At 66.8% G+C, this 25,704-nt stretch carries 23 protein-coding genes and 2 pseudogenes; 10 read left to right on the forward strand and 15 right to left on the reverse strand.

What is annotated here, in order from left to right; all coding sequences use genetic code 11:
* Window positions 1-5 precede the first annotated feature (5 nt).
* The 5 genes from ACW176_RS05505 to ACW176_RS05525 all read right to left on the reverse strand — a co-directional run bounded on the left by ACW176_RS05505 (window position 6) and on the right by ACW176_RS05525 (window position 5,070).
* Window positions 6-818 (reverse strand): ParA family protein, encoded by an 813-nt coding sequence (locus ACW176_RS05505; protein WP_492111188.1) that lies wholly within the window; start codon window positions 816-818, stop codon window positions 6-8.
* Window positions 808-1,470 (reverse strand): 16S rRNA (guanine(527)-N(7))-methyltransferase RsmG, encoded by a 663-nt coding sequence (gene rsmG / locus ACW176_RS05510; protein WP_492111189.1) that lies wholly within the window; start codon window positions 1,468-1,470, stop codon window positions 808-810. Before rsmG ends, ACW176_RS05505 begins: the two co-directional genes overlap by 11 nt.
* The gene (gene mnmG / locus ACW176_RS05515) at window positions 1,460-3,313 is read right to left on the reverse strand and encodes a tRNA uridine-5-carboxymethylaminomethyl(34) synthesis enzyme MnmG (protein ID WP_492111190.1); all 1,854 of its coding nucleotides are present in this window, start codon (window positions 3,311-3,313) and stop codon (window positions 1,460-1,462) included. The genes rsmG and mnmG overlap by 11 nt, the downstream gene beginning before the upstream one ends.
* Window positions 3,314-3,481: 168 nt before the next feature.
* Complete coding sequence (gene mnmE, locus ACW176_RS05520) at window positions 3,482-4,825, reverse strand: tRNA uridine-5-carboxymethylaminomethyl(34) synthesis GTPase MnmE (RefSeq protein WP_492111191.1); 1,344 nt, start codon at window positions 4,823-4,825, stop codon at window positions 3,482-3,484.
* Window positions 4,825-5,070 (reverse strand): DUF6489 family protein, encoded by a 246-nt coding sequence (locus ACW176_RS05525; RefSeq protein WP_419319327.1) that lies wholly within the window; start codon window positions 5,068-5,070, stop codon window positions 4,825-4,827. Before ACW176_RS05525 ends, mnmE begins: the two co-directional genes overlap by 1 nt.
* A gap of 109 nt (window positions 5,071-5,179) precedes the next feature.
* Here ACW176_RS05525 and ACW176_RS05530 point away from each other — a divergent pair, with 109 nt between their 5' ends.
* Together ACW176_RS05530 and ACW176_RS05535 are read left to right on the forward strand one after the other, a co-directional pair.
* A complete protein-coding gene (locus tag ACW176_RS05530; protein ID WP_492111192.1) occupies window positions 5,180-5,875 on the forward strand; it encodes a dienelactone hydrolase family protein in 696 nt (231 codons plus the stop codon).
* Between the two features lie 4 nt (window positions 5,876-5,879).
* Window positions 5,880-6,845: a quinone oxidoreductase family protein gene (locus ACW176_RS05535; protein WP_492111193.1), complete on the forward strand. Its 966-nt coding sequence runs from the start codon at window positions 5,880-5,882 to the stop codon at window positions 6,843-6,845.
* Between the two features lie 81 nt (window positions 6,846-6,926).
* On the opposite strand, the gene rho is transcribed toward ACW176_RS05535, so the two are convergent.
* The 4 genes from rho to hemE all read right to left on the reverse strand — a co-directional run bounded on the left by rho (window position 6,927) and on the right by hemE (window position 11,153).
* Window positions 6,927-8,336 carry a transcription termination factor Rho gene (rho, locus tag ACW176_RS05540; RefSeq protein WP_419319330.1) on the reverse strand — a complete coding sequence of 470 codons (1,410 nt, stop codon included), beginning with the start codon at window positions 8,334-8,336 and terminating at the stop codon, window positions 6,927-6,929.
* A gap of 272 nt (window positions 8,337-8,608) precedes the next feature.
* Window positions 8,609-9,103, reverse strand: a complete 495-nt coding sequence (locus tag ACW176_RS05545) for a CopD family protein (protein WP_492056044.1) — start codon at window positions 9,101-9,103, stop codon at window positions 8,609-8,611.
* Window positions 9,073-10,116 (reverse strand): ferrochelatase, encoded by a 1,044-nt coding sequence (hemH, locus tag ACW176_RS05550; RefSeq protein ID WP_492111194.1) that lies wholly within the window; start codon window positions 10,114-10,116, stop codon window positions 9,073-9,075. Before hemH ends, ACW176_RS05545 begins: the two co-directional genes overlap by 31 nt.
* A complete protein-coding gene (gene hemE / locus ACW176_RS05555; RefSeq protein WP_492111195.1) occupies window positions 10,113-11,153 on the reverse strand; it encodes a uroporphyrinogen decarboxylase in 1,041 nt (346 codons plus the stop codon). Before hemE ends, hemH begins: the two co-directional genes overlap by 4 nt.
* Window positions 11,154-11,587: 434 nt before the next feature.
* On the opposite strand from hemE, the gene ACW176_RS05560 reads away from it, so the two are divergent.
* From ACW176_RS05560 to dnaQ, 5 genes are read left to right on the forward strand one after another with little or no spacing between them, the layout of a single operon-like run.
* The gene (locus tag ACW176_RS05560; RefSeq protein ID WP_419319333.1) at window positions 11,588-12,496 is read left to right on the forward strand and encodes a pyruvate, water dikinase regulatory protein; all 909 of its coding nucleotides are present in this window, start codon (window positions 11,588-11,590) and stop codon (window positions 12,494-12,496) included.
* Entirely contained in the window at window positions 12,493-13,092 is a 600-nt protein-coding gene (locus ACW176_RS05565; protein ID WP_492111196.1) for a Maf family protein, read from the forward strand. The genes ACW176_RS05560 and ACW176_RS05565 overlap by 4 nt, the downstream gene beginning before the upstream one ends.
* Window positions 13,089-13,946 (forward strand): shikimate dehydrogenase, encoded by an 858-nt coding sequence (aroE, locus tag ACW176_RS05570; protein WP_492111197.1) that lies wholly within the window; start codon window positions 13,089-13,091, stop codon window positions 13,944-13,946. The genes ACW176_RS05565 and aroE overlap by 4 nt, the downstream gene beginning before the upstream one ends.
* A 3-nt stretch (window positions 13,947-13,949) precedes the next feature.
* Complete coding sequence (coaE, locus tag ACW176_RS05575; protein ID WP_492111198.1) at window positions 13,950-14,543, forward strand: dephospho-CoA kinase; 594 nt, start codon at window positions 13,950-13,952, stop codon at window positions 14,541-14,543.
* Window positions 14,544-14,579: 36 nt separating this feature from the next.
* Entirely contained in the window at window positions 14,580-15,293 is a 714-nt protein-coding gene (gene dnaQ / locus ACW176_RS05580) for a DNA polymerase III subunit epsilon (protein WP_492111199.1), read from the forward strand.
* Window positions 15,294-15,978: 685 nt separating this feature from the next.
* Here dnaQ and ACW176_RS05585 read toward each other — a convergent pair.
* Together ACW176_RS05585 and ACW176_RS05590 are read right to left on the reverse strand one after the other, a co-directional pair.
* Window positions 15,979-16,142, reverse strand: a pseudogene (locus tag ACW176_RS05585) (hypothetical protein); the annotation flags it as partial.
* Between the two features lie 39 nt (window positions 16,143-16,181).
* Complete coding sequence (locus ACW176_RS05590; RefSeq protein ID WP_492111200.1) at window positions 16,182-17,600, reverse strand: oxygenase MpaB family protein; 1,419 nt, start codon at window positions 17,598-17,600, stop codon at window positions 16,182-16,184.
* A gap of 117 nt (window positions 17,601-17,717) precedes the next feature.
* On the opposite strand from ACW176_RS05590, the gene ACW176_RS05595 reads away from it, so the two are divergent.
* The 3 genes from ACW176_RS05595 (at window position 17,718) to ACW176_RS05605 (ending at window position 20,675) form a co-directional block, all read left to right on the forward strand.
* Complete coding sequence (locus ACW176_RS05595; RefSeq protein WP_492111201.1) at window positions 17,718-18,353, forward strand: TetR/AcrR family transcriptional regulator; 636 nt, start codon at window positions 17,718-17,720, stop codon at window positions 18,351-18,353.
* Window positions 18,354-18,448: 95 nt separating this feature from the next.
* On the forward strand, window positions 18,449-19,150 hold the full coding sequence (locus tag ACW176_RS05600; protein ID WP_492111202.1) for a hypothetical protein: 702 nt from the start codon (window positions 18,449-18,451) through the stop codon (window positions 19,148-19,150).
* Window positions 19,137-20,675, forward strand: a complete 1,539-nt coding sequence (locus tag ACW176_RS05605) for a hypothetical protein (RefSeq protein WP_492111203.1) — start codon at window positions 19,137-19,139, stop codon at window positions 20,673-20,675. The genes ACW176_RS05600 and ACW176_RS05605 overlap by 14 nt, the downstream gene beginning before the upstream one ends.
* A gap of 133 nt (window positions 20,676-20,808) precedes the next feature.
* Here ACW176_RS05605 and ACW176_RS05610 read toward each other — a convergent pair whose 3' ends face one another.
* From ACW176_RS05610 to ACW176_RS05625, 4 genes and pseudogenes are all read right to left on the reverse strand, one after another.
* Complete coding sequence (locus tag ACW176_RS05610; RefSeq protein WP_492111204.1) at window positions 20,809-22,710, reverse strand: CocE/NonD family hydrolase; 1,902 nt, start codon at window positions 22,708-22,710, stop codon at window positions 20,809-20,811.
* 49 nt (window positions 22,711-22,759) lie between these two features.
* A complete protein-coding gene (gene xth / locus ACW176_RS05615; protein WP_492111205.1) occupies window positions 22,760-23,566 on the reverse strand; it encodes an exodeoxyribonuclease III in 807 nt (268 codons plus the stop codon).
* 231 nt (window positions 23,567-23,797) lie between these two features.
* On the reverse strand, window positions 23,798-24,469 hold the full coding sequence (locus ACW176_RS05620; RefSeq protein ID WP_419319344.1) for an outer-membrane lipoprotein carrier protein LolA: 672 nt from the start codon (window positions 24,467-24,469) through the stop codon (window positions 23,798-23,800).
* Window positions 24,470-24,666: 197 nt separating this feature from the next.
* Window positions 24,667-25,694 (reverse strand): annotated as a pseudogene (locus ACW176_RS05625) (ligase-associated DNA damage response exonuclease).
* Between the last annotated feature and the right edge of the window lie 10 nt (window positions 25,695-25,704).

The raw sequence follows: 25,704 nt of genomic DNA on the forward strand, positions 1-25,704 counted from the left end.
TCGGTTTAGGCGGCGTGGGACAGACGGGCGCGTTCGCGGCTGATCACTTCACGGGCCAGCTTCAGATAGGCCTGGCTGCCCGCGCATTTCAGATCGTAGAGCAGGACGGGCTTGCCGAACGACGGCGCCTCCGAGACCCGCACATTGCGCGGGATGACCGCGTCATAGACCTTGTCGCCAAAGTGGGCGCGGACATCCCTGGCCACCTGTTCCGACAGACTGTTGCGCTTGTCGTACATGGTCAGGACCACGCCCTGGATCTCCAGGTGCGGATTGAGGCTGCCGCGCACCCGCTCGATGGTGCGGATCAGCTGGGTCAGGCCTTCCAGGGCGAAGAACTCGCACTGCAGGGGCACGAACACGGCATCGGCCGCGGTCATGGCGTTGACGGTCAGCACGTTCAGCGACGGCGGGCAGTCGATCAGCACATAGGTATAGGGGCCATTGGCCCGCAGCGGCTCCAGGGCGTCGCGCAGGCGGTAGGACCGGCGCGCCACTTGACCCAGTTCCAGCTCGACCCCCGACAGGTCGGCGTCAGCCGGTACGACGTCCAGGCCCGGCAGGCTGGTGGCCACGGCGGCGTCAATCACCGGCGACTCGCCCATCAGCACGTCATACAGGGTCGTCCGGCGCTGCTGGCGGGTAATGCCCAGGCCCGTCGAGCAGTTGCCCTGCGGATCGGCGTCGATCAGCAGAACGCGTTCGCCACAGGCCGCCAGGGCCGTGCCCAGATTGATGGCCGTGGTCGTCTTGCCCACCCCGCCCTTCTGGTTGGCGATGGCGAGGACGCGGAGCGGCTGGAGTGGCTTAGCGGACACGGGAAAGCCTCTTTACTTGAACGATGCGACCGCGAGGGTCGCTTTGGCTGGGTCGCAGCTCGGCCTCGAAATTCCAAGCGGTCTCGGCCTCTGAAAGCTCGCTGGCCACATCCTGTCCCTTCAGGAACAGGCCAAGCGCGCCCCGGTGCAGATAGGGCCAGGAAAAACCCAGAAGTTTGGTCATCGGCGCGCAGGCGCGGGCGGTAACCACCTCGACCTTGAGATTGAGCTCTTCGGCCCGGGCATTGTGCACTTGGGCCGGTAGATCGAGGGCCGAGACGGCCTCGGTCAGGAACCGGCAGCGCTTGGCCATGCTCTCGACCAGGTGAACCTTGGCGCCCGGTGTGTCTTTCAAAAGTATGGCCAGAACGATACCGGGCAGACCGGCGCCGGCGCCGAGGTCTGCCCAGATTTTCGCGCCCGGAGCCATCTCCAGCAGCTGGGAGCTGTCGAGCACGTGGCGCGTCCAGTAGGTGGCGATGGTCGCCGGGCCCACCAGGTTCATCACCGCGTTCCATTCGGCCAGCAGATCCTGATAGCGGGCCAGGTCCGCCAGTTGGCTGTCGGAGACGCCGGTCAGGGCCTGGTAGCCGGCCGCGTCCAGCACGGGTTCGGTCACGGCGTCGGGGGTCAAAACGGGCTCAGGCTGCATGGCGGCGCACGTGGGCCAGCAGCGCCGTCAGCGCGCCGGGCGTCACGCCTTCGATACGGGCGGCCTGGCCCAGGGTCAGGGGCTTCACCCGCGCCAGCTTCTCGCGGACCTCGTTAGAGAGGCTGCCGACGGCGCGATAGTCGAGGTCAGCCGGCAGGCGCAGATCCTCCTCCTTGCGGAAGGATTCGGCGTCGGCGCGCTGACGGTCGAGATAGCCGGCATAGGCCGCCTCGATCTCGATCTGCTCGCGCACCGCCATGTTCCACGTGGAAACCTCGGGCCACACCTGGGCGAGGCGATCCAGCGTCACCTCGGGGTAGGCCAGCAGGGCGAAGATGTTCCGACGCTCGCCGTCTTCCTTGACCTTGAAGCCGGCTCTCAGCGCCTCAGGTGGCGTCATGCTGACGGAGCGGGCGAAGGCGCGGGCCGTCTCCAGCTTGGTCTTCTTGTCGGACCAGGCCTCCGCGCGCGCCGACCCGACCACACCCAGGGCGATGCCCCGGTCGGTCAGGCGCTGGTCGGCATTGTCGGCGCGCAGGGTCAGGCGGAATTCGGCCCGGCTGGTGAACATGCGATAGGGTTCGGTGACGCCACGGGTGACGAGGTCGTCGATCATCACGCCGATATAGGCCTCGTCCCGTGCGAACACGGCGGGTTCCTGGCCCTTGGCCGCCAGCGCAGCGTTTAGGCCGGCGACAAGACCCTGGGCCCCCGCCTCTTCATAGCCCGTGGTGCCGTTGATCTGCCCGGCCAGATACAGGCCCGGCAGGCGCTTGGTCTCCAGGGTCGGGAACAGCTCGCGCGGATCCACGTAGTCATATTCGATGGCATAGCCGTAGCGCTTGACCTCGACCTGCTCCAGGCCGGGGATCGTGCGCAGGAACATCAGCTGGGTCTCTTCGGAGACCGAGGTCGAGATGCCGTTCGGATAGACTGTCGTGTCGTCCAGGCCTTCAGGCTCGAGGAAGATCTGGTGACTGGATTTGTCGGCGAAGCGGACGACCTTGTCCTCGATCGACGGGCAATAGCGCGGGCCGATCCCCGTGGCGCGGCCACCATAGACAGCGGATTCACCCAGGCGGTCGGCGATGATCTGGTGGGTCTCGGGGGTCGTCCAGGTGACGCCGCACTGGATCTGCGGGACGGTGATCCTGTCGGTCAGGAACGAGAACGGCACGGGGTCTTCGTCGGCCGCCTGCATCTCCAGGCGATCCCAGGCAATGGTGGCGCCGTCCAGACGGGCGGGTGTGCCGGTCTTCAGACGTCCCATGTGGAAGTCGAGGCCATAGAGTCGATCCGAGAGGCCGATCGAGGGCGCGTCGCCGACCCGGCCGGCCGGGGTGCGGGTCTCGCCCAGATGGATCAGGCCCTTGAGGAAGGTGCCGGTGGTCAGGACCACGCGCGGCGCGTGATAGGCGACCCCTGCCCCGTCGATCACGCCGGCGACCTTGCCGTCCTCGACCATCAGGTCCTCGGCGGCGGCGGCGATGATGTCGAGGTTGCACGTGGCGTTCAGCTCGGCCTGCATGGCCTCGCGATAGAGCCGGCGATCGATCTGCGAGCGCGGGCCACGCACGGCGGGGCCCTTGGAGCGGTTCAACATCCGGAACTGGATGCCGGCCTTGTCGGCCATGCGGCCCATGACGCCATCGAGGGCGTCGATCTCGCGGACCAGGTGGCCCTTGCCCAGGCCACCGATGGCCGGGTTGCAGGACATCTCGCCAATGGTCTCAAGCTTGTGGGTCAGCAGCAGGGTGCGAGCCCCCGTGCGCGCTGCGGCGCTAGCCGCCTCGCAGCCGGCGTGGCCGCCGCCGATGACAATAACATCCCAGGTGTTGGACAAAGGTACGCGCCTCAATGCGAACGCCCCCGGGTCTGGCGGGGGCGCTGGAGTCACATATACCCTCTTCAGGCGAAAAGGTCGACGTGAGTCCCGGAGGTTTCACGTGAAACACTCATGGCACAGCTGTGGTCAGCCTGTGGATAACCTGTCCATGTTTCACGTGGAACTCTACTTGCCGATACAGAAGCTTGAGAACACACGATCCAGAACATCCTCTGAGTCGATACTGCCAGTGATCTTGGCGAGGGCCCGCGCGGCAAGCCGCACATCCTCTGCGGCCAGTTCTACCTCCAGGCCCACATCCGACAGGGCGCGATCCAGATAGCCCCGCGCCTCGCGCAAACGCTCTGCATGACGCAGCCGGGTGGCCGCTGGAAACTCTGATCCTGACAGCGCGGCCGCCACGTGGGCCGTCAGCCTGGCCCTGAGTTGATCCACCGCCTCCGCCGAATGGGCGCTCAGCGTCTCGACGGTGAGGTCACGGGCGGCGAAGGATGACCTGGCTTCCGCAACGGCATGGCCATCCGCGATGTCGAGCTTGTTGATCACAACCCAGTCGCCGGGGGTCAGAAGATCGCTCCCCTCCGCGTCGGGCTGTTTCACGTGGAAACCGTCGACCACCCAGATCCTCAGATCCGCCTCGCTCGCCCAAGCCCGCGCACGGCGGACCCCCTCTGCCTCGATGACGTCGCCCGTCTCGCGGAGGCCAGCCGTATCAGCCAGCAGCACGCGGTACCCGCCCAGCACCAACGGGGCCTCGATGATGTCGCGCGTGGTGCCGGGCGTAGCCGTGACGATCGCCGCGTCACGCTCGACCAGGCCGTTCAGCAGGGTGCTCTTGCCGGCATTGGGCGCACCCACCAGGGCGATGCGATAGCCGTCGCGGACACGGCGGCCACGGGAGACATCCGCCAGAGCCGCGCCGATTTCGGCTTTCAGGGTCTCCAGCCCTGGCCGGGCGCGCGCCGCGACCTCTTCTGGCAGGTCTTCATCGGGAAAGTCGACGGCCGCCTCAAGCATGGCAAGGGCATGAACCAGCAGATCGCGCCAACGGTCATAGCGCTGACTCAGGGCTCCGCCGATCTGGCCCAGGGCTTGCCGCCGCTGACCCTCGGTCTCGGCGTCGATCAGGTCGGCGACGCCCTCGGCCTGGGCCAGGTCGAGCTTGCCGTTCTCGAAAGCGCGACGGGTGAACTCGCCAGGCTCGGCCAGTCGCAGACCCAGGGCGCCCAGCGCTTCCAGCACGGCCTCGACCACGGCCCGACCGCCATGCACGTGAAACTCGGCAGCGTCCTCCCCGGTGTAGCTGGCGGGTCCCTGGAAGACGATGACCAGAGCCTCGTCGAGCTCGACGCCTTCATGCTTCAGTCGACGAAGCGCGGCCTGGCGCGGCGGCGGAACCTTGCCCGCCAGCGCCGCCACGATGTTTCGCGTGCGGGGACCCGACACGCGCACCACGGCCACAGCCGCGCGCCCGGCCGCTGTGGCCAGGGCGAAGATCGTATCCGTCATCAGTCGCGCTTGCCCACCGCCGCGCCCGCCGCCGCCGTCATCAGCTTGCGGAACTGATCCTGGGCGCCGGCCCCAAAGGCCATCCAGTTCTTCATCAGCTCTTCGGGCGCCAGCATGGCCATGTTGGCGTCCATGCGCGTCTGCATCTCTTTCACCAGGTGGTCGTTGAGCGTGCTGACATCGGGCAGGCCCAGAAAGGTGCGGGCTTCCACGGGGGTGCAGTCGATCTCGATGGTCATCTTCATGGCGGTTCCCTCAGGTCAGGGCACGATATTGTTATGGGCCAGGCCCGACGCGTCACGTTAGAGCGCTTTGGTCGAAAGTCACATCGACGCGATACGACGGAGAGCCCCGATGAGCGAGACCCTCACCATCACCACGCCTGACGGCGCCTTCACCGCCTATGTGGCGCGGCCCCAGGCAGAACGCGCGCCCGCCGTGGTCGTCATCCAGGAGATCTTCGGCGTCAACAAGGTCATGCGCGACATCTGCGACGGCCTGGCCGCCCAGGGTTTTGTCGCCATCTGTCCCGACCTGTTCTGGCGGATCGAGCCCGGCATCGACATCACCGACCAGTCGGAGACCGAATGGAAGCGGGCCTTTGAACTGTTCAATGCGTTCGACGTGGACACCGGCGTCGCCGACATCGCCGCCACCCTCGCCGCGGTCCGCGCCCTGCCCGGCGTGTCGGGCAAGGTCGGCGCCGTCGGCTATTGCCTGGGCGGTCTCCTGGCCTTCCTGACCGCCACCCGCACGGACGCCGACGCCTGCGTCTCCTACTACGGCGTGGGTCTGGAAAAGCACGTGGGCGAGGCCGACAAGCTGGCGCGCCCCCTGCTGATGCACATCGCCGAGAAGGACCAGTTCGTACCGCCGGAGGCGCAGCAGGTCATCCTGGCCGCCCTGAAGGATCATCCGCAGATCCAGATCCATACCTATGCCGGCCGCGACCACGCCTTTGCCCGGGAGGGCGGCACGCACTACGACGCCGCCGACGCGGCCAGGGCCAATGGCCGGTCGCTGACCTTCTTCCAGACCAACCTGGCCTGATCCGATGCTGGCGATCCAAGCTGTCCGCACCGGCGGCCCCGAGGTGCTCGAGGCTGTCGACCTGCCCGAGCCCGCGCCGGGGCCGGGCCAGATCCTGGTCCGCCACCATGCGGTGGGCCTGAACTTCATCGACACCTATCACCGCTCAGGCCTGTATCCGATGAAGATGCCGGTGGTGCTGGGGCTGGAGGCGGCAGGCGTCGTCGAGGCGCTTGGCGACGGCGTCACGCGTTTCGCTGTCGGTGACCGCGTCACTTATAACGGTTCGCTCGGCGCCTATGCCGAAGCGGCCGTGGTTGCGGCCGATCGCGCGGTCAAGGTTCCCGACAGCGTCAGCCTGGAGGTTGCCGCCGCTGTCCTGCTCAAGGGCATGACGGCCGAGTTCCTGGTCCGCCGATGTTTCCACGTGAAACCCGCCGATGTCGTCCTGGTCCATGCCGCCGCCGGCGGCGTAGGCTCTATCCTGGTCCAATGGTGCAAGAGCCTGGGCGCGACCGTGATCGCCACGGTGGGGTCGGAGGCCAAGGCCGCCATCGCCCGCGATCTCGGCGCCGACCACGTGATCCTCTACGACCACCAGGACGTCGCCGCGCGCGTCGCAGAGATCACCGGCGGCAAGGGCGTGGCCGTCGTCTATGACGGCGTCGGCAAGGACACCTTCGCAGCCAGCCTCAAGAGCCTGGCGCGGCGCGGCATGCTGGCGACCTTCGGCAATGCCTCGGGGCCAGTCCCGCCGTTCTCGCCGCTGGAGCTGGCGGGCAAGTCGCTGTTCGTGACCCGGCCGAAATTGTTCGACTACATCGTCACGACCGAGGAGCTCGACGAAAGCGCCGCCGCGCTGTTCGCGGTACTGGCTTCGGGCGCGGTGAAGATCGACATCGGCCAGACCTTCCCGCTCGCCGAGGCGCGCGCCGCCCATGAGGCCCTGGAAGGCCGGCGTACGACCGGCGCTACCCTGCTGCTGCCGTAGGGCCAAATACCAGGTCAGACCCACAAAAAAGCCCCGGGTCATCCCCGGGGCTTTTCCGTATGGCGGTGAGTCCAGCTGGACTCAGGTGTTCATCGACTGGAAGAAATCGCCGTTGGTCTTGGACTGGCGCATCTTTTCCAGCAGGAACTCGATGGCGTCTGAGGCGCCCATCGGGTTGAGGATGCGGCGCAGCACATAGGTCTTCTGCAGCTGGTCGCGCGGGGTGATCAGCTCTTCCTTGCGGGTGCCGGACTTCAGCACGTCGATGGCCGGGAAGATCCGCTTGTCGGCGACCTTGCGGTCCAGGATGATTTCCGAGTTACCGGTGCCCTTGAACTCTTCGAAGATCACTTCGTCCATGCGGCTGCCGGTATCGATCAGCGCGGTGGCGATGATGGTCAGCGAACCGCCCTCCTCTACATTGCGCGCCGCGCCGAAGAAGCGCTTGGGACGCTGCAGGGCGTTGGCGTCAACACCGCCGGTCAGCACCTTGCCCGACGACGGGACCGTGGTGTTGTAGGCGCGGCCCAGACGGGTGACCGAATCCAGCAGGATGACGACGTCGCGCTTGTGCTCGACCAGGCGCTTGGCCTTTTCGATGACCATCTCGGCCACCTGCACGTGGCGGGTCGCGGGCTCGTCGAAGGTGGAGGCGATGACCTCGCCCTTCACCGTGCGTTGCATGTCGGTGACTTCTTCCGGACGCTCGTCGATCAGCAGGACGATCAGGTAGATTTCCGGATGGTTGGTCTCGATCGACTTGGCGATATTCTGCAGCATCACCGTCTTGCCGACGCGCGGCGGGGCGACGATCAGGCAGCGCTGGCCCTTGCCGAGCGGGGCGACGATATCGATGATCCGGCCCGAGCGATCCTTCACGGTCGGATCGGGCAGTTCCATGTTCAGGCGCTCTTCGGGATAGAGCGGCGTCAGGTTGTCGAAGTGGATCTTGTGCTTGACGTTGTCGGGGGCCTCGAAATTGATCTTGGCCACGCCGGTCAGGGCGAAGTAGCGCTCGCCCTCCCGCGGTGAGCGGATGGCGCCGTCGACGGTGTCGCCGGTGCGCAGGCCATACTTGCGGATCTGCGAGGGCGACACATAGATGTCGTCCGGGCCCGGCAGGTAGTTGGCTTCCGGCGAGCGCAGGAAGCCGAAGCCGTCCTGCAGCACTTCCATGGTGCCCGAGCCCGAGATCTCCACGCCTTCTTCGGCGAGGGTCTTGAGGATCGCGAACATCATGTCCTGCTTGCGCATGGAGTTGGCGTTCTCGACCTCGAAGGTCTCGGCGAACGCCAGCAGGTCGGCCGGGGATTTCTCCTTCAGCTCCTGCAGGGACATGGTCTTCAGGCCCAGGGCCGCGACGGCGGCGCTGATCTCGGAGCCTTCGTCGCCGCCATCCTCTTCGGACTCGGCGCCGGGGACTTCGGCCGGGGTGGTGGTGTCGATGACGGCTTCCTCAACGGAAACGTCGTTCTCGGTGTCTTCGGTCATGTTGTGACTCAAACGGGGACGCGGACCGCGAGAAGCGATCCGGCCGGAAAGGATTTCAGTTCCACGCCAGGTTCAGGAAACCGGACGAGCGCGCCATGACGACGACGCGGATCGATTGGGGAACGGACCTTCGGAGCCAGGCTCCAGGGGGCGCGCCAGGACGGGCGCCAGTCCGTGAGAGAGTTCAGGCCTGACGCAGCGCATCAGGCCTGACGGGATGGGAACCACATGCGAAGGGGCCGGTCAAGCGCCGCGCCCTGCTGAGGTCCGGCCTAGTGGTTCAGAAACTTGGTCGTTACCGAGATGACGATGATGATCGCCAGCACAAACGGTATCTCGTTGGTGATCCGCCAGAACTTTTCCGAGCGGGTGTTCTCGCCCCGCTCGAACTTCCGCCGCGACGCCGACAGGAAGCCGTGCCAGCCATAAAGGCCCACCAGGGCCACCAGCTTGGTGAGCATCCAGGGCTGCAGGAGGAAGTCCCAGCCGCGAATCTGGCCGTCGGCCATAATCAGGGCCAGGCCGAACACTAGCGTCAGGATCGACGCCGGATTGATGATACCGCGCAGCAGCCGACGCTCCATCACCTTGAACGTCTCGTCCATCTCGGAACCGGGCGTGGCCTTGGTGTGATAGACGTAGAGCCGCGGCAGGTAGAGCATGCCGGCCATGAACGCGATCACGGCCAGGATGTGCAGGCCGCGAAAGACGTTGAAGTTCTGAACCAGGAAATCCGTCACGCTGCAGCGCCTTTCGTGCGGGGACACTGGCTGCGGTCGCCAGAGCAGCGCCAGGCGCAGGCCGGGGCCACGCCCTCGCGGGGCAAGGCGTCGACTACCGCCCGGGCCAGGCCCGCGATGAAGCCGGGCTCAATCCCCAGGGCCGGAACGCGGATATAGGCCGGGCAGCCGGCCTCGACCGCCAGTTCGCGATATTCGTGATCCAGCTCGACCAGGGTCTCGATATGCTCGGAGACGAAGGCGATAGGCGTCACCACCAGGGCCAGGCCCTGCTGGCTGGCGGCGCGGATTTCATCGTCGGTCGAGGGGCCGATCCATTTCAGCGGGCCGACCCGACTCTGGTAGCTGACCTTCCAGTCCCAGCCCTCGCCGAGCCGGGCCGCGACGGCGGCGGCCGTGGCCTCGATCTGTTTCTGGTAGGGGTCGCCGGCCAGAATGACCTTCTCGGGCAGCCCATGGGCGGAGAACAGAAGGCGCGCCGGCTTGGGACTGCCGGCCTTGTCATAGGCCTCGCGGATCAGGCGGGCATGCGCCTCGATCAGCGCGTCGTCGGTGGGATAGCAACAGACCGTCCGCGCCTTGCCCGGGCCGCGATAAGCCCTGTTCCACGCCTTGACCGACGAGCCGGTCGTCGTGGTTGAAAAGTGCGGATAGAGCGGCAGCAGAACGATCTCGTCCGGGGCCCATGCCTTGACCGCCTTGGCCGTCTCTTCGGTCAAAGGCTTCCAGTAGCGCATGGCGATGAAACACTTGGTCTCGGCCTCTGGCATGGCCTCAGCCAGCGAGGCTTCCAGAGCGGCAGCCTGCTTCTGGGTTTCGGGCAGCAGGGGCGAGCCGCCGCCCATCATCGCGTAATTGGCCTGAGCGCTCTTTTCCCGGGTCGTCGAGATCAGGGCCGCGATCGGATAGCGGATGATCGCCGGCGCGCCGATGATCGCCTTGTCGCGAAAGAGGTTGAACAGGAACGGCCGCACGGCGTCCGGCCCATCGGGTCCGCCCAGATTGAACAGAACGACGGCGATCTTCTTGCGGGCCGTCATTTGCCGGTCACCCGGGCCAGGACCTGCTCGACATGGGCAATGGGCGTATCGGGCAGGATGCCGTGGCCCAGATTGAAGATGTAGGGGCCCTGCCCCCACTGCTCGATCATCTGGTCCACTCGACGCAGCAGCGCGTCGCCACCGGCCCGCAGCAGCAGGGGATCCAGAGCGCCCTGGATCGGCTTGATCTTCTGGATGCGAAGGCCCATCGCCGCGCTGACCTGGGTGTCGAGGGCCACGCCCTGCACCGGCACGACCGACGCATAGTTTTCCACCAGCGCGCCTGCGCCGCGCGGGAAGCCGATCACCGGCACGGTCACGCCCCGATCGCGCAAACCCTGCACGATGGCGACGTGAGGCTTGATGACCAGACGTTCGAACTGCGGCTCTGACAGTCCCTCGGCCCAGCTTTCGAACAGCTTCAGGGCCTGGGCCCCGGCGTTCACCTGCATGACCAGATAGTCGATCGTCGCCTCGACCAGCACGGCGATCAGCTGGTCCAGCTTTTCAGGGTTCTGATAGGCGTAGGTCCGCGCGCCCGTCCGGTCGCTGGAGCCGCCTTCGATCATGTAGGTCGCCACGGTCCACGGCGCGCCGGCGAACCCGATCAGCGCCTTTTCCGGATCCAGCGCGGCGCGGACGCGACGCAGGGTCTCGCCGATGTTCGACAGCCTGGCGCCCGCATCAGCGGCCAGCTCGGCCATCGACTCGATGGACGGCATTTCGCCCAGGCGCGGACCCTCGCCGGCTTCGAACCAGACCTTCTGGCCCAGGGCGCCGGGGATCAGCAGGATATCGGCGAACACGATGGCCGCGTCATAGGGAAACCGCCGCATCGGCTGCAGCGTCACCTCGGCGGCCTTTTCAGGATCGAAGCAGAAGCTGATGAAGTCCGGCGTCGTGGCGCGAACGGCCCGGTACTCCGGCAGATAGCGACCGGCCTGCCGCATGAACCAGACGGGCGGGCGTTCGGCGGTCTGTCCGGCGAGAACCGAGAGCAGCTTCGGGGTCGGGGTGATCAGGTTCGAGGCGTTCATGCAGGCCTTAAATCCCGTCCGGCCCTTGGGCTCAAGTCCGAAGGCCAATCTTCCATTTCTTAATAAGATCTTAAGTTTGGAAGCAGGAGAGGCAGGGCAAGTGGGAACTGGGGAAAACCGCTCCGTCATGGTCTTGTCGCACATGCCATCCCGGCTTATGCCCATGATCCCCCACATGGGGACGGCGCCCTGTTAATCATGGGGATGGATGGCTAGGGCCTTAGGTTCCTTAATGAACTCTTAACGCGCCTCGCCGTCCTTCAGACCTCGTTAACCATTCGTCCCCGGACATGGGATGGCGATGATCCAATATCCAGGGATGCGGCTTCGGCTTGGGGATGTTACGCGGTCAATATGGCCGTTGATCACAGCGGCGCCATGACATGACGCTTCGGGACGGCTTTGGCGCCCACGCGTCCCCAGAGGCAGGCCAAGTGGTTAAGCAACCGTTAACGGATGATCCACAGGAAGCTTCGGCCGGAGGGCTTGGCGAAGATCGCCCGGCGCCGCGCTTCGCGACCTATTTCCATATTCACCTGGTGTCGGATTCGACCGGTGAAACCCTCAACGCGATGGCCCGGGCCGTCTGCGCCCGCTTCACCGACATCCTGCCGATCGAACACATCTACGCCCTGGTCCGCTCCACCCGTCAGCTTGACCGGGCGCTGGAAGAGATCGCCGGCGCGCCGGGGGTGGTGATGCACACCATCATCGATCCCAACCTGCGCTCGGCGCTGGAGGAAGGCTGCCGGCGGCTGGAAATGCCCTGCATCGCCGCCCTGGACCCCGTGGTCAGCGCCATGTCGCGCTATCTGGGCGCGCGGATCTCCACGCGGGTGGGCGCGCAGCACGCGCTCAACAACGACTATTTCGACCGCATTGAGGCCCTGGACTACGCCATCGCCCATGATGACGGCCAGGGCGGCCAGGACCTGACCCAGGCCGATGTGATCCTGGTGGGCGTCTCGCGCACGTCCAAGACCCCAACCTGCATCTATCTGGCCCATCGCGGGGTGCGGGCCGCCAATGTGCCGTTGGTCCCGGGCCGCCCGCCGCCCACCGAGCTGTTCGAGCTGAAAAACACCCTGATCGTCGGCCTGATGACCTCGCCCGACCGGCTGATCCAGATCCGCCGCAACCGGCTGCTGTCGCTGAAGGAAAACCGCGAGAGCGACTATATCGACACCGACGCGGTGCGCAGCGAGATCATCGCCGCCCGCCGCCTGTTCGAGAAGATGGGCTGGCCGATCATCGACGTGACCCGCCGCTCGGTGGAAGAAACGGCGGCGGCGATCATCAACCTTTTGTCGGGCGGTCGCGGCCAGGTCGAGGTTCTGGGATGAGCCGCACCCCGGTCACCCTGGCCTCCAAGAGTTCGGCCCGCCAGGCGATCCTGCGCAACGCCGGGATCGTGTTCGAAGCCGTCCTCGCCGGCGTGGATGAAGAGGCGACCAAGGCTGGGCTGCTGGCCGAGGGCGCCAGCCCCCGCGAGGTCGCCGACGCCCTGGCCGAGCTGAAGGCGGTCAAGGTCTCGACTAAGCGGCCCGGCCTGGTGATCGGCGCCGACCAGACCCTGGATTTCGCCGGCCGGCTGATCGACAAGGTCGAGACCCTGGACCAGGCCCGCGCCCTGCTGCTGGACCTGCGCGGCCAGAGCCACAAACTGCATTCGGCCGTGGTCGTCGCCCGCGACGGCAAGCCGATCTGGCGGGTGGTGCAGAGCGCCAAGCTTTCCGTCCGCCCGTTCAGCGACGCCTGGCTGGACGGCTATCTGGCGCGGCGCGGCGAGCACATCCTGCACTGCGTCGGCTGCTACGAGCTTGAGAGCGAAGGCGTGCAGCTGTTCGACGCCATCGACGGCGACTACTTCACCATTCTGGGCCTGCCGCTGGTGGGGCTGCTGGACTTCCTGCGTCTTCATGGAGCCCTCGAGGCATGAGTTCGACCCTCAGCGGCGCGGCGGTGGTGGCCGGCGTCTGCGGCGCGCCGATCAAGCACTCGATGAGCCCAGTGATCCACAATGCCTGGATCGCGGCCGCCGGCCTCGACGCCGCCTATGTGCCCTTCGCCCCGGCCGAAGATCGCTTCGAAGCCTTTATCGACGGGCTGCGCGGCGGAGCTGTTCGCGGCCTGAACGTCACCATCCCCTTCAAAGAACGCGCCCTGGCGGCGGCTGATACTGCCAGTGACCTGGCCCGCATGGCCGGCGCCGCCAACCTGCTGATCTTCGAGGCTGACGGAACGATCCGGGCCGACAATACCGACGGCCCCGGCCTGTTGGCGGCGATCGCCGTCCAGGCGCCGGGCTTCGATGTCACTGCGGCCCCGGTCGTGGTCCTGGGCGCCGGCGGCGCGGCGCGGGGCGCGGTCGCGGCCCTGCTGCTGGCGGGCGCACCGCAGGTGCGAATCGTCAACCGCACCCTGGCCCGGGCCGAAGCGCTGGCCACGGCGTTCGGCGCCAAGGTGATCGCCGCCGACGAGGCCGCCCTGCCCGATCTGCTGGCCGACGCGGGTCTGATCATCAACGCCACCTCGCTGGGCCTGGGCGGCGGCGAGGGCCCCGTGGCGCCCCTGGCGCTGACCCCCGCACAGGCGGTGGTGATGGACATGGTCTACAAGCCGCTGCGCACCGAATTTCTGCAGCGCGCCGACGCCCTGGGCCGGCGCACGGTGGATGGCCTGGAAATGCTGTTGCGCCAGGCCGTCCCGTCCTTTGAAGCCTTTTATGGCCAGGCCCCGCCGGCGTCGGTTGACGTGCGCGGCCTGGCGCTGAACCTGCTGGGCGAGGCCTGAACCATGATCATCGTCGGCCTTACCGGCTCCATCGGCATGGGCAAGTCGACCACCTCGGCGATGTTCGAGGCGGAGGGCGTACCCGTCTATGATTCCGACGGCGCTGTGCATGCGCTCTACGCGGTCGGCGGCGCGGCCGTGGCCCCGGTCGAGGCGGCCTTTCCCGGCGTGGTGGTTGACGGGGCCATCGACAGGACCCGGCTGAGCGCCTTCGTGATGGGCGACCCCGAAGCCCTGAAGAGGCTGGAGGCCATCGTCCATCCGCTGGTCGGCGCCGACCGGATCGGCTTTTTCGAAAAGGCGGCGGCTGACGGCAAGGACATCGTCGTGCTGGACGTGCCCCTGCTGTATGAGACCGGCGGCGACAAGCGGGTCCACAAGGTGGTGGTGGTCTCGGCCCCGGCCGAGGTCCAGCGCCAGCGCGTCCTGGCCCGGCCCGGCATGGACGCGGCCAAGCTGGACGCCATCCTGGCCCGCCAGCTGCCCGACGCCGAGAAGCGGGCCCGGGCCGACTTCGTGATCGACACTGGCCAGGGGCTGGAGCACGCCCATCAACAGGTTCGTCAGATCCTGGCGACCCTGCGACAACCTGCGTGACTTGAAGGGGCCGCCGAACCGGCCCATTGAATCGCCATGGCCCGGGAAATCATCCTCGACACCGAAACCACCGGTTTTGATCCGAAGACCGGCGATCGCCTGGTCGAAATCGGCTGTATCGAGGTGGTCGACTTCATGCCGACCGGCCGCTCGTTCCACGAATATTGCGATCCGCTGCGCGACATGCCGGCCGAGGCCCAGAAGGTTCACGGCCTGTCGATCGAGTTTCTGACCGGCAAGCCGCGGTTCGAGGCCATCGCCGACAAGTTCCTGGAGTTCGTCGGCGACTCCGTCGTTGTGGCTCACAATGCCGCCTTCGACCGAAGCTTCGTCAATTTCGAGCTGGAAAAGTGCGGCCGGCCCGCCCTGCCCGAGGTCCGCTGGGTCGATACCCTGGCCATGGCCAAGAAGCGCTTTCCGGGCATGTACAATTCGCTCGACGCCCTGTGCAAACGCTACAAGATCAGCCTTGAAAGCCGCGACAAGCACGGGGCGCTGATCGACGCCCATCTGCTGGCCGAGGTCTATCTGGAACTGCAGGGCGGCAAGGAACGCGCCCTGGAACTGACGGCGGTGGTCACCGCCGAAATGACCGCCCAGCTGCAGGCTGGCGCCTATGGCGCCCGGCCTCGTCCGCTGGCCCCCCGATCCACCGAGGCCGAGCGCGCGGTGCATGTCGAATGGATCCAGTCGACCCTGAAGGACAAGGCCGTGTGGGTGAAGCTGGGTCTGGTTGAGCTGACGCAATAGATCCTCCCCCTCTGGGGGAGGTGGCCCGTAGGGTCGGAGGGGGCAACGCGGCCAGCGTCCAGCTAGCCCCCTCAGTCGCTCCGCGACAGCTCCCCCGGAGGGGGGAGCATCTATCTGGCGGACACAGGCTCTCAGCCTCATGCGGCATCAGCCACTGAAGGGGTCGGGGAGGCGCGAAGCGGCCGGGACGAACCCGGATGACCGTGATGTGTTTTGTGCGTTTCGGCTCGACCTGTCCGCTTCGCAGAAGCTGTTCTTGCGTGAGGATTGGGCCAAGCGAGCGTCTTTCAGCTCTGATACCCAAGAGCCCCCGTACGGGCGCGCATCCCGTCAATCGGCTAACCGTCTCGACGCCGACGATGCGCGATAGGCGGGTTTACGATCCCTCGCCCTCTTCGACCCGCGCTCACCCGGCCGACGAGCCACTCAGCGTTTGGTCCGTCCTTCTGAGACAGCCCGCACACCTCGACCCGCCTTCCAGGGCGTCGCGGCCCCGCTCAGCTCCATCCCCATCGCCGCTTTGGGCCGGTACCAGGCGCCCTCCCCCTGCGACGGGGACAGCTGTGATTATGCGGGAGGTTTGAGCGCCGAGGATTGGCGCGATCAACTATTTTACAAGCCGTTGATCGGGCTGGGTTCTGTTTGGAAAAGTACGGGGATTGAGCGCCGTTTGTCCCTATACCTCCGTCATTCCCGCCCTTGTGGCGGGAACCGCTGGTTCAGCTCTCACGTGAGGCGCAAGCGAAGTGCGCGCGCACTTCGCCCCTCCCGCACCTGCGGTGGTACGAGAGGTTCCCGCCACAAGGGCGGGAATGACGGTGTTCTATTGGAAAGGCTCCCGCCCCCCACAGATCACTTCGTGATCGTCTCCCCCATCAAGGGGAGGACCTATCGGCGCGCCTCGCCTACCTTCGCGCCGAACGGTGTCACCCCACCATCCCCGCTTTGGCCGGGAGGCGCTGCGCCATCGCCCCTTGGAAGCGCGATTTCGCGCTGGTCACTCGTGGTGGGCCGGTACTGCGCCGCGTCGGTCGTAAATTCGGCGTGGCCATAGCGAACCAGGTGCCGGCGCAGCTGAGCGACCAGGTCGCGGTCGGCCAGACCCCGCAGGCCCGGGATCTTCAGCGCCAGGTCATAGGCCGCCATGCGGCTGGTGACGATCACTGCGGCCAGCAGGAACAGGGCCCGGTCGCCGGTCGTGATCCGCACCCCCATCCGGGCCGCCGCCGCGACGTCGCCGCCCATGAACTGGCGCAGGAAGAACACCTTGGCGAAGCCGCGCTCGACCGTGTCGAACAGGCGATTTCGCCATGAACGGTCGGGCGGCAGATAGGCCGCGAGCGTGGCGCGGACCAGGGCGCCGCAGGTTTCGTCGTCGAAGCCCCGGCGCAGGGTCTGGTTGCGGGCGGTCATGGTCTGGACCACGCCGACCGGCGTGTCGGCCAGCAGGTCCTCGGGCAGGCCCAGAAGATAGCAGCGATAGCGGCTCAGCTCGACCCGGGCCCGCTCGGCCGGGGTGAAGGTGGTGCGACCCCGGGCCAGCAGCTTGTAGCTGAGCAGGAAGATCGGGATCAGGCCGGCCGGCATCTGGTCGACCTGCGGGATCGGCACGCCGTACACCTTCGAATCCCAGGCGCCGGGCCGACGCAGGGCGTTGAACCGCACCATCGAATGCATCAGCCGCACCATGGCCGCGGCCTTGAAGCCGGCGCCATGCCGCTCCAGAGCGTCGGGCAACAGGGTGGTGGTGAAGAAGCTGGCGGTTTCATTGACCCGCCGCGCAGCGGTCTCGTGGCCCAAGGTTCCGGTCAGGGCCATGGGCAGGGCCGCATACTTGTTCATGAAGGTGGCGACGAACGCCCCCCGGATGGCGAAGGGCGACAGGTTGGCGGCGGCGTTGCGGTCCAGCCGCGCGCCCTCGCGCACCAGATCCATGTCGACCCAGTCGGGAACCTGCTCCATGTTGCGGATGAAGGCGACCAGCTCGGGCGGGGCGTCGGGCACGGCCTCCAGTCCCTCGTCACAGGCCTTGGTCAACATGGCGATCAGGCCCCGGAACCCGTGCTGCGGCATCAGGCCGGCATAGGCGTCGGCCACCCGGTCGCCCAGCAGGGTGTAGGCCCGCACCAGATCGAAATGTTCCGCCGTCGGCTCGGCGCCCTTGACGGTGCGCGGCGCGATGCTGTCGGCGGGATCTTGGGTGAACCGCTCGGGCGTCACGGTGAAGTCGATGCCGCCATAGAGTTCCGGCTGTCGGGTCTTCTGGTCGGCGACCCGGGCGCGGACCTGTTCGATCGTGCCGTTCATGCTCGAAATCCCTTGCGACGGATGGCCCCTCGCCCAGGATGTCAGGTTATGTAAGCATTGCTCATGTTTCTACTCGCCTTGCCCGGCGAGCGGTCGTCGCGCGAAGGAAGCCGGCAAGTGACGGAAAAGTCTAGGAGAACGCCCCGTCAGGCCCGGGCCGAGGTCACGGTCGAGGCGATCTTCGACGCGACCTTTCAACTTCTGGAGGCCGGCGGTCTGGAGAGCCTGACCACCAACCACATCGCCCAGCGCGCCGGGGTCAGCATCGGCACCCTGTATCAGTATTTCAGCGGCAAGGCGGAGATCCTGGCGGCCATGGCCCAGCGCCGGGCCGAGGCCGCGCGCGGCAAGATCGCCCAGACCCTGATCGCGGCCCCGCAACTGGGCAGCGTCCGGCCGATCGTCCAGGCCCTGATGACCACCTTCGAGGGCTCGCCCGAAACCCGCAAGGTGCTGCTGGACGCCCTGTTCGATCGCGGCGGCGACGCGGTGATGGCCCATCACCACCAGGCCTTCCTGGCGGCGATCGGCGGCCGGGCCGAACTGAACCTCGACCTTTCGCCGGAGTCCCTGTTCGTCCTGACCCATGCGGTCGCCGGCCTGCTGCGCGCCGCCGCAGCCGAACCCGATCTCAACCTGTCGCCGGCCGCGCTGGAGGACGAGTTCGTGCTGCTGATGGAGAGCTATCTGTCGGCGTTGATCGTTCGGCGACGGGGACATGGCCCGGCCCAATCCGGGGCCTTCCGTCCTTAGGGAGCCAAATCATCTTGGTGTTTTGTTCGCCGGCGCTAAAAGGTTAGCTCCGTTTCGGGAAGACCTTGCCCGCAGCGCCGCGCCTGGAGCCTCGGTTGTCACCTCCCCCCACGCTGGACATCTATATCGGTTACGACATCGCCGAGCGCGTCGCCTATCACGCCCTCTGCCAGAGCCTTGTCGATCACGCGTCCCGCCCGATCCGGATCGTGCCGATCGCGCTGTCGACGCTGGGTCGGCTGCACGACAGGCCTCGCATAAGGCAGCAATCCACCGATTTTTCGTTCAGCCGGTTCCTGACCCCTTATCTGTCAGGCTACGAGGGCTGGTCGCTGTTCATGGACTGCGACATGCTGGTGAGGGCCGATATCGCCGAGCTTTTCGCCCTGGCCGATGATCGTTTCGCGGTGATCGTGGCGCAGCACGAATACGAGCCCCGCGACCGCGAGAAGTTTCTGGGCAACGTGCAACTGCCCTATTCCAAGAAGAACTGGTCCAGCGTGGTCCTGTTCAATAACGCGCGCTGCCAGGCCCTGACACCCGACTATGTCAACACCGCCAGCGGCCTGGACCTGCACCAGTTCCGCTGGCTGGAAAGCGACGCGCAGATCGGAGCCTTGCCTCTGGAATGGAACTGGCTGGTGGGCGAATACCCGCACATTCCGACAGCGAAGATCGCGCACTTCACGCGTGGCGGGCCCTATTTTGCGGAATACGCCGATTGCGACTATGCCGACGAATGGCGCGAGGCCCTGGCCCGCACCGTGAGCGTCGCGAGGTCCGATGCCGGAGGCTGATCCGCGCAAGGCCACCAATCTGCTGCGCCGCCGCCTGCTGAAGAATCCGCGGGACCTGGAAGCCCTCCTCGCCCTCGCGAGCCAGTTGGAGGCCGCTGGCCAGGTCCAGGAAGCCGAGACCCTGGCGCGAAAAGCCCATCGTTTCGCTCCAGCGGCGCCCCAGCCCCTCTGGATCCTGGGCCGGATTCTCCAGCTGCAAGGCCGCTATGATGACGCCCTGGCCATAGCCGACACAGCGCTGGCCAGAAATGCGGCCTTCGGCGCGGCGTGGCAGTTGCGCGGCGACTCCCTGGCCAATTCCGGCCGCCAGCGGGAGGCGATCGAAGCCTATGCAGAGGCCCTGCAGGACGACACCGTCGCCTTCGACACCCTGGTGCGCCTGGGCAAGATGCATCGTGTGCTGGGCGAAAGCGAACAGGCCCTGGCCTATTTCGATCAGGCAGCCCTCTTGCGGCCGGACTCGACCGTCCCGCTGTACCAACGCGGACTTCTCAGGCTGGCCAGTGGCGATTTCGCCCTGGGTTGGCCCGACTACGAGGCGCGCTGGCGATCGGACGACCTTGCCCAGACGCGCGGCGTCGTTCCGATGGCCCTTGTTCCGCTGCTGAAGACCGCCCCGACAATCGCGGACCTTGTCGGCAAGCGCGTGCTGCTGATGGGTGACCAGGGCATTGGCGACCAGGTGATGTTCGCCAGCATGATCGCGGACCTTCAGCTTGTGGCCAAGAGCATCGTCTGTCTGTGCGAGCCGCGCCTGATGTCTGTGCTGCAGAACGCTTTCCCGGGCGTATCGTTCGTTCATCCGAGTGGCGCGCAGATCGACAGCGGGGCCGTGGACGTTCTGCTCGCGATGAGCAGCCTAGGGGCGGCCTTTCGCAGGGTCGCGGCCGACTTCCCTGCGCGTCCCTATCTCAAGGCGAAGCCGGCCGGGGTGTCACATTGGGCGACGCGGCTGGGTGAACGTCCCGCCGGCCTGAGGGTGGGCATCTCGTGGCGCGGCGGGGTCCCGCAGACCGGGCGAGCGGAACGGTCTGTCGAGCTGGAAGCCCTGCGCGGCCTGCTTGACTTGCCGGACTGCCAGATTGTCAGCCTTCAGTATGGCGACGTCACCGCCGAGATCGAACAGGTGAACGCCACCCTGGCCTCGCCCATTCGCCACTTTCCGCCGGAAGACCTGCTGGACTTTCAGGACTTCGCCGACCTGATCGGGACCTTGGATCTTGTGATTTCGGTCCAGAACGCGACGGTCCATCTGGCCGGCGCCATGGGCAAGCCCTGCATCGCGCTGCTGCCCCAGAACGCCGAGTGGCGTTACATGAAGAGTGGCTCCAGCCTGCCCTGGTACGCCTCGGTTCATCTGATCCGGCAGGCGCGTCCGCGCGACTGGAATCCCGTCATCGCCGAGGCCGTCGAGATCGTGCAGAGCCTTGCGCGCGAGCGTCCGCCAACCGACCAGAAGACCCTCAAGCTGGGGGAAGGTTTCCGGAACGCGTTCGCCGGAAGTCCTTTCGACGGGCGCCTTTAGACCCTCAGTTCCGCTGTCACCGGCGCGTGGTCACTGGGGCGTTCCCATTCGCCGCCAGCCGGCCCATCGTTCAGGCCTTCCTCCCCGATCGCCTCCCGTTCCGGATTTTGCCAGAACGAGAGGCCAGGGCGGCTTATTTCGACTTCACGACCGGCAGCTCGATATAGGATTCCTCGCCCGGCGCGTGGTGGATCGCATTGCGGGCCACCACGAAGGCGGTGTCGCTTTCGTTGTCGCCCCCGGTGTTGAGGTTGCGGGTGAACTTGGGGAAGTTGGACGAGGTGATCTCGACCCGGATGCGATGGCCGGGCAGGAAGGTGTTGCTGGTGGTGATGGGCGTGGGTTTGATCGCGTGCACCGCGCCCGGGGTCATCATCTTCGGCGTCTCGTAGCCGTCGCGATAGCGGGCGCGCATGATGGTGTCGCCCAGGATATAGGCCGTGCCGTCCGGCGCCACATCGACCAGCTTGACGGCGAAATCGGTGTCCTTGGCGTCCGAGGACACTTTCAGCACGGCGCGGACGAAGCCCGTCACCTCCATCGCGTCGGTCAGCGGCTCGCTGGTATAGACGAGCACGTCGTCGCGGGCCTCGATGACCCGTTGGTCGAAGGCGCCGGCGGTGACCAGGCCGCCGTTGCAGCAGTCGCCGCCGCCGATCGTCTGAACGGGGTTGGCGGGATCATAGACATAGCGATCAGGCTGTTCGGCCCCGCTGGGCGGCGTCGCGCTGAGCTGGCCGTCGCCGTTCAGACCGTTGGCCCGTCCCTTCGAGCGAAGATACAGGCGCATCGGGGCGCTGTTTTCCGGCGGCCACTGGGCCGCCTGCTTCCAGCTGTTGGCGCCCATCGCGTAGTAGCGGACCGGCGGGGTGGTCGACGGGAAGGCCGCCGTGTCGCCCTTGAGCCAGCGGTCGAAGAAGGCATAGACCTCCTTGTCGGCGTCGAAATTGATCTCGCCCAGGGCCCGATCGCCCGACGTATAGGGTCCGGTCAACACCTTGGCGCTGTAGGCGCAGTGGTTGGTGGGGGTGACCACCACGAACTGGTTGGCGCTGGCCTCCTTGTCCGAATTCACCGCGCGGGCGTGGTTGAACAGGGCCATGTTCGGGCCGATCGAGACATCGTACCAGGAATTGAACCACAGCGCCGGGACGCCCCAGCCCTTGTCGTCGTGATAGAGGCCGCCCTTGCGCCAGGCTGGGTCAGCCGGGCCGTCGTGGCCGATCAGCTGCTCGAACGTGCCGGCCGGCTCGCCCAGGTCCTTCAGGATGCCGTCGACGGGCAGGCGCTTGATCTGCGACGGCCAGTTCACGGGCGGCTTGGTGGGCGCCAGGTCGTTGTACTTGGCGATGCGGGCGATCATCTTGGAATCCAGGCCCTTGGGGGGCTGGGGACGCAGCGGATTGTCGACGCCGTAGAGCCAGACGAAGAACAGGCTGCGCGGCACGCCGCCGGTGTACCAGTTGCCCTGTTCCTGGAACTCTCCGACCTTGCCGATGCCGGCGCCCGAGGCCATCGGCACCATGGCGGCGTGAGCGGGGTGGTTCTGGCCGGCCAGGGCCAGCTGCCATTCGGCCGACGACGAGCAACCGCGCGTCCCGACCTTGCCGTTGGACCACGTCTGCTTGGCGATCCAGCTCAGGGTGTCGTAGCCGTCGGTCTGGGGCCGACCCAGGATTTCCCAGTCGCCCTCGGAATAGAACCGGCCGCGCTCGTTCTGCAGCACCAGCGCATAGCCGTGCTTGACCGCGTCGAGGGCGGCACGGCTGCTGCCGGCCTTGTAGCTCAGCTCGTTGTATGGGGTCTTGACCAGGATGGTGGGCAGGGGTCCCGACACGCCCTTGGGGCGATAGACATTGGTGGCCAGGCGAACGCCGTCGCGCATGGGCACCATCGAGAACATCTCGACATCGACTTTTTCGGCCAGTTCGCGCTCGACCGCGGCGTCGGAATACTGGGAATAGTCCTGGGCCCAGCTGGGCGATGACGCCGCCGCCAGGACGAGGGCCGCGCAGAATGTCGCCGAAAACCGCATGCTATTCCCTTTCAGTCGAACGCGTCGTGACGACCCTGAGGGCCGCCCTCTAAAGCTTCAGATCCGCCGTCACCGGCGCGTGGTCGCTGGGGCGTTCCCATTCGCGCACCGTGTCGTGCACCTTCGCAGACACCTTGCCGTCCACAAAGGCCGCGTCGCGCAGGCCGGGGCTGGCCAGGATGTGGTCCAGGCGCAGGCCGCGATTGGACTTGCGGAAGTCGGCGGCGCGATAGCTCCACCAGGAAAATAGCTTCTCGGGTTCCGGGATGGCCAGGCGGGGCAGGTCCAGCAGGCCCATCGACTTGATCATCGCGTCGAAGGCTTCCAGCTCTGCCGGCGTGTGGCTGACCACCTTCAACATCTGGCGATGGCTCCAGACGTCGTTCTCGCCTGGTGCGATATTGAGGTCGCCGGTGACGATCAGCGGGTCCCTGGGGTCACGCTTTTTCAGGGCGGCGGTCAGGGTCTCGTAGAAGTCCAGCTTGTGGTCGAACTTGGGATTGCCGAACCGGTCGGGCGTGTCGCCGCCGGCCGGGATGTAGAAGTTCTGGATGTCGACCCCGGCCACCTTGACCGCCACGCAGCGGGCGTGGCCCTCGCGACAGGTCATCAGGGTCGGGACGTCTTCGAAGGGCTGGCGCGAGGCGATGGCGACGCCGTGCCAGCCCTTTTGGCCGGCGATCTTCAGGTGTGGCAGACCGGCAGCGATGAAGGCCTCGCGCGGAAACTCGGCCTCCTGGCACTTGATCTCCTGCAGGCACAGGACATCGGGGGCCTGCTCATCGACGAAGCGGGCGACCTGCTCGGCGCGCAGGCGGACGGAATTGACGTTCCAGGTGGCGATACGGAGGCGCATGGCTTGGCTCTAAAAGGTTTGAACGCCGCCGGAAACGAAAAACGCCCGGACGCATCAAGCGTCCGGGCGAAAGTCGGGTCTCTCATGCCGCGGCCGGGAGGGGATAGGATCCGGCACGGTTTGCGAGGAGAGGGTCGGGCTCTCATCGCCATGCGTGTTAAATATGCCACTGCGCAATTAATAGTCAAGAGGCAAAGCTGTTGATTCTTGCCTGTTGTGTGAATGTCACATTCAGGACTTGGCGCCGGCGCGGCGCGGGCGGGGGTCGGTGAGCACAAACAGCTTGGGGTCCAGATCGCCGGTCTTGTCGAAATCGACCAGGCGCACGCGGATCTGGCCGCCCTTCACGTCGCTGACCGTCCAGCCGATCAGCGAGACCGGGCCGTCGCTGAAATCCAGGCTGATGCGGCCCAGGGTCTGACGCCGGGCGTCCTGGGCGACGATGGTGAAGCCGTCGGCCAGCCGGCGCACATCGGTGATGACCACGCCGCGATCCAGCCGGACCTCGCGCGCCAGCAGCAGGGCCAGCGGGGTGCGGCTGAGCGGATAGCTCTCGAAGGTCTTCAGGCGGCTGTCGAAGATGTTGACGTTATTGCCATTGCTGACGACCAGCAGGCCCGAGGGGCCTTCATAGGCAAAGCGCGCCTTGCCCGGACGCTGCATATGGAGCGTGCCTTGCGTGACCGTGCCGCGCTGGTCGGTCTGGATGAACCGCCCCTTGGCCGAGGTCAGGCCCTGGATGTAGCCGGTGGCCTTGTCGACCAGCCCCTTCTGCTCGGGAGTCAGGGCGGCGGCCTTTGGGGCGCTGGACTGGGCGAGGGCCGATCCGCCGAACGAAGCGGCGGCCAGGCTGGCGCCGGCGGCGGCGATCAGGGCGCGACGGGTGGTCGGGGTCTTCGTCATGCGGTCTCCTTGAACTCAACCTTTGCCCTGACCAAGCGACGAGCGAAAGGCCGTCGCGAGGCCATTTGACGGCGGTTCGATGAAGCCTTGTTCAGGTTGGGGTCGAGGGGGAACGCGGAATCTGCAGCATGGGTTGCGCCGGACGGGATGAGACAGGGCGTTGCGGGCCCCGCCGAGAGGGCGAAATCAGCTGCGGCCTACTCGCCCTCCTCCTCGTCATACCCCACCAGGCGCAGGGCCCGCGCGGGCAGGCCCTCCAGCTCGCACCAGCGCAGCAGGGCCTCCTCCCGCCCATGGGTGATCCACACTTCGCCGGGGTGCAGTTCGGACAGCGTCGCCGTCAGTTCGTCCCAGTCGGCGTGGTCGGACAGGATCAGCGGCAGCTCGACGCCCCGCTGCCGGGCCCGGGCCCGCACGCGCATCCAGCCGGAGGCGAAGCAGTCGACCGGGTCGGCGAAACGGCGCGACCACCGGTCGGCGATGGCCGAGGGCGGGGCGATGACGATCTGGCCGGCGAAGGCCGACTTCGATTGCTCTGTGGTGGCGGGCAGCAGGGGCCCCAGATCGACGCCGTGATCCTCGTAGAGGGCGTTCAGCCGCTCCAGGGCGCCATGCACATAGATCGGCTGCTCCCAGCCGGCCTCGCGCAACAGCCGGATCACCCGTTGGGCCTTGCCCAGGGCATAGGCGCCGACCAGATGGGTGCGCTCTGGAAACTGGGCGACGCTGGCCAGCAGGTTGCGGATCTCGCCGGCGTCGTCGGGGTGGCGAAACACCGGCAGGCCGAAGGTGGCCTCGGTGATGAACACGTCGCAGGGCACGGGTTCGAACCGCGCGCAGGTCGGGTCGCGGCGGCGCTTGTAGTCGCCGGACACCACCATGGTCAGGCCCTTCCAGCGCACCACGGCCTGGGCCGAGCCCAGGATGTGGCCGGCCGGGACCAGGGTCACCTCGACGCCGTTGTGGGTAAAGCTGGCGCCATAGGGCACGACCTCGCGGCGGCCGGCGAAATCCTCGCCATAGCGCACGGCCATGATCGCCAGGGTCTCGGGCGTGGCGGCGACCACGCCATGGCCGGCGCGGGCGTGGTCGGCATGGCCATGGGTGATCACCGCCCGGTCCACGGGGCGGGCCGGGTCGATATAGAAGTCCCCCGGCGGGCAGTAGAGGCCATCGGGTCGGGGACAGAGAAGGTCTTCAGGCTTGATCACAGTGGATATGACAATGCGCGGGCT

The organism is Caulobacter sp. FV1ye13L (genome assembly GCF_058681155.1).

Excerpts from the sequence above, each read along its gene's own strand:
- ACW176_RS05565 (WP_492111196.1), top strand. The coding sequence starts at position 12,493 with ATGAGCCGCACCCCGGTCACCCTGGCCTCCAAGAGTTCGGCCCGCCAG.
- rho (WP_419319330.1), bottom strand. The coding sequence starts at position 8,336 with ATGACCGAAGACACCGAGAACGACGTTTCCGTTGAGGAAGCCGTCATC.
- ACW176_RS05530 (WP_492111192.1), top strand. The coding sequence starts at position 5,180 with ATGAGCGAGACCCTCACCATCACCACGCCTGACGGCGCCTTCACCGCC.
- hemH (WP_492111194.1), bottom strand. The coding sequence starts at position 10,116 with ATGACGGCCCGCAAGAAGATCGCCGTCGTTCTGTTCAATCTGGGCGGA.
- rsmG (WP_492111189.1), bottom strand. The coding sequence starts at position 1,470 with ATGCAGCCTGAGCCCGTTTTGACCCCCGACGCCGTGACCGAACCCGTG.
- ACW176_RS05525 (WP_419319327.1), bottom strand. The coding sequence starts at position 5,070 with ATGAAGATGACCATCGAGATCGACTGCACCCCCGTGGAAGCCCGCACC.
- dnaQ (WP_492111199.1), top strand. The coding sequence starts at position 14,580 with ATGGCCCGGGAAATCATCCTCGACACCGAAACCACCGGTTTTGATCCG.
- ACW176_RS05620 (WP_419319344.1), bottom strand. The coding sequence starts at position 24,469 with ATGACGAAGACCCCGACCACCCGTCGCGCCCTGATCGCCGCCGCCGGC.
- mnmE (WP_492111191.1), bottom strand. The coding sequence starts at position 4,825 with ATGACGGATACGATCTTCGCCCTGGCCACAGCGGCCGGGCGCGCGGCT.
- ACW176_RS05590 (WP_492111200.1), bottom strand. The coding sequence starts at position 17,600 with ATGAACGGCACGATCGAACAGGTCCGCGCCCGGGTCGCCGACCAGAAG.
- aroE (WP_492111197.1), top strand. The coding sequence starts at position 13,089 with ATGAGTTCGACCCTCAGCGGCGCGGCGGTGGTGGCCGGCGTCTGCGGC.
- ACW176_RS05610 (WP_492111204.1), bottom strand. The coding sequence starts at position 22,710 with ATGCGGTTTTCGGCGACATTCTGCGCGGCCCTCGTCCTGGCGGCGGCG.
- coaE (WP_492111198.1), top strand. The coding sequence starts at position 13,950 with ATGATCATCGTCGGCCTTACCGGCTCCATCGGCATGGGCAAGTCGACC.
- xth (WP_492111205.1), bottom strand. The coding sequence starts at position 23,566 with ATGCGCCTCCGTATCGCCACCTGGAACGTCAATTCCGTCCGCCTGCGC.
- hemE (WP_492111195.1), bottom strand. The coding sequence starts at position 11,153 with ATGAACGCCTCGAACCTGATCACCCCGACCCCGAAGCTGCTCTCGGTT.
- ACW176_RS05535 (WP_492111193.1), top strand. The coding sequence starts at position 5,880 with ATGCTGGCGATCCAAGCTGTCCGCACCGGCGGCCCCGAGGTGCTCGAG.
- ACW176_RS05605 (WP_492111203.1), top strand. The coding sequence starts at position 19,137 with ATGCCGGAGGCTGATCCGCGCAAGGCCACCAATCTGCTGCGCCGCCGC.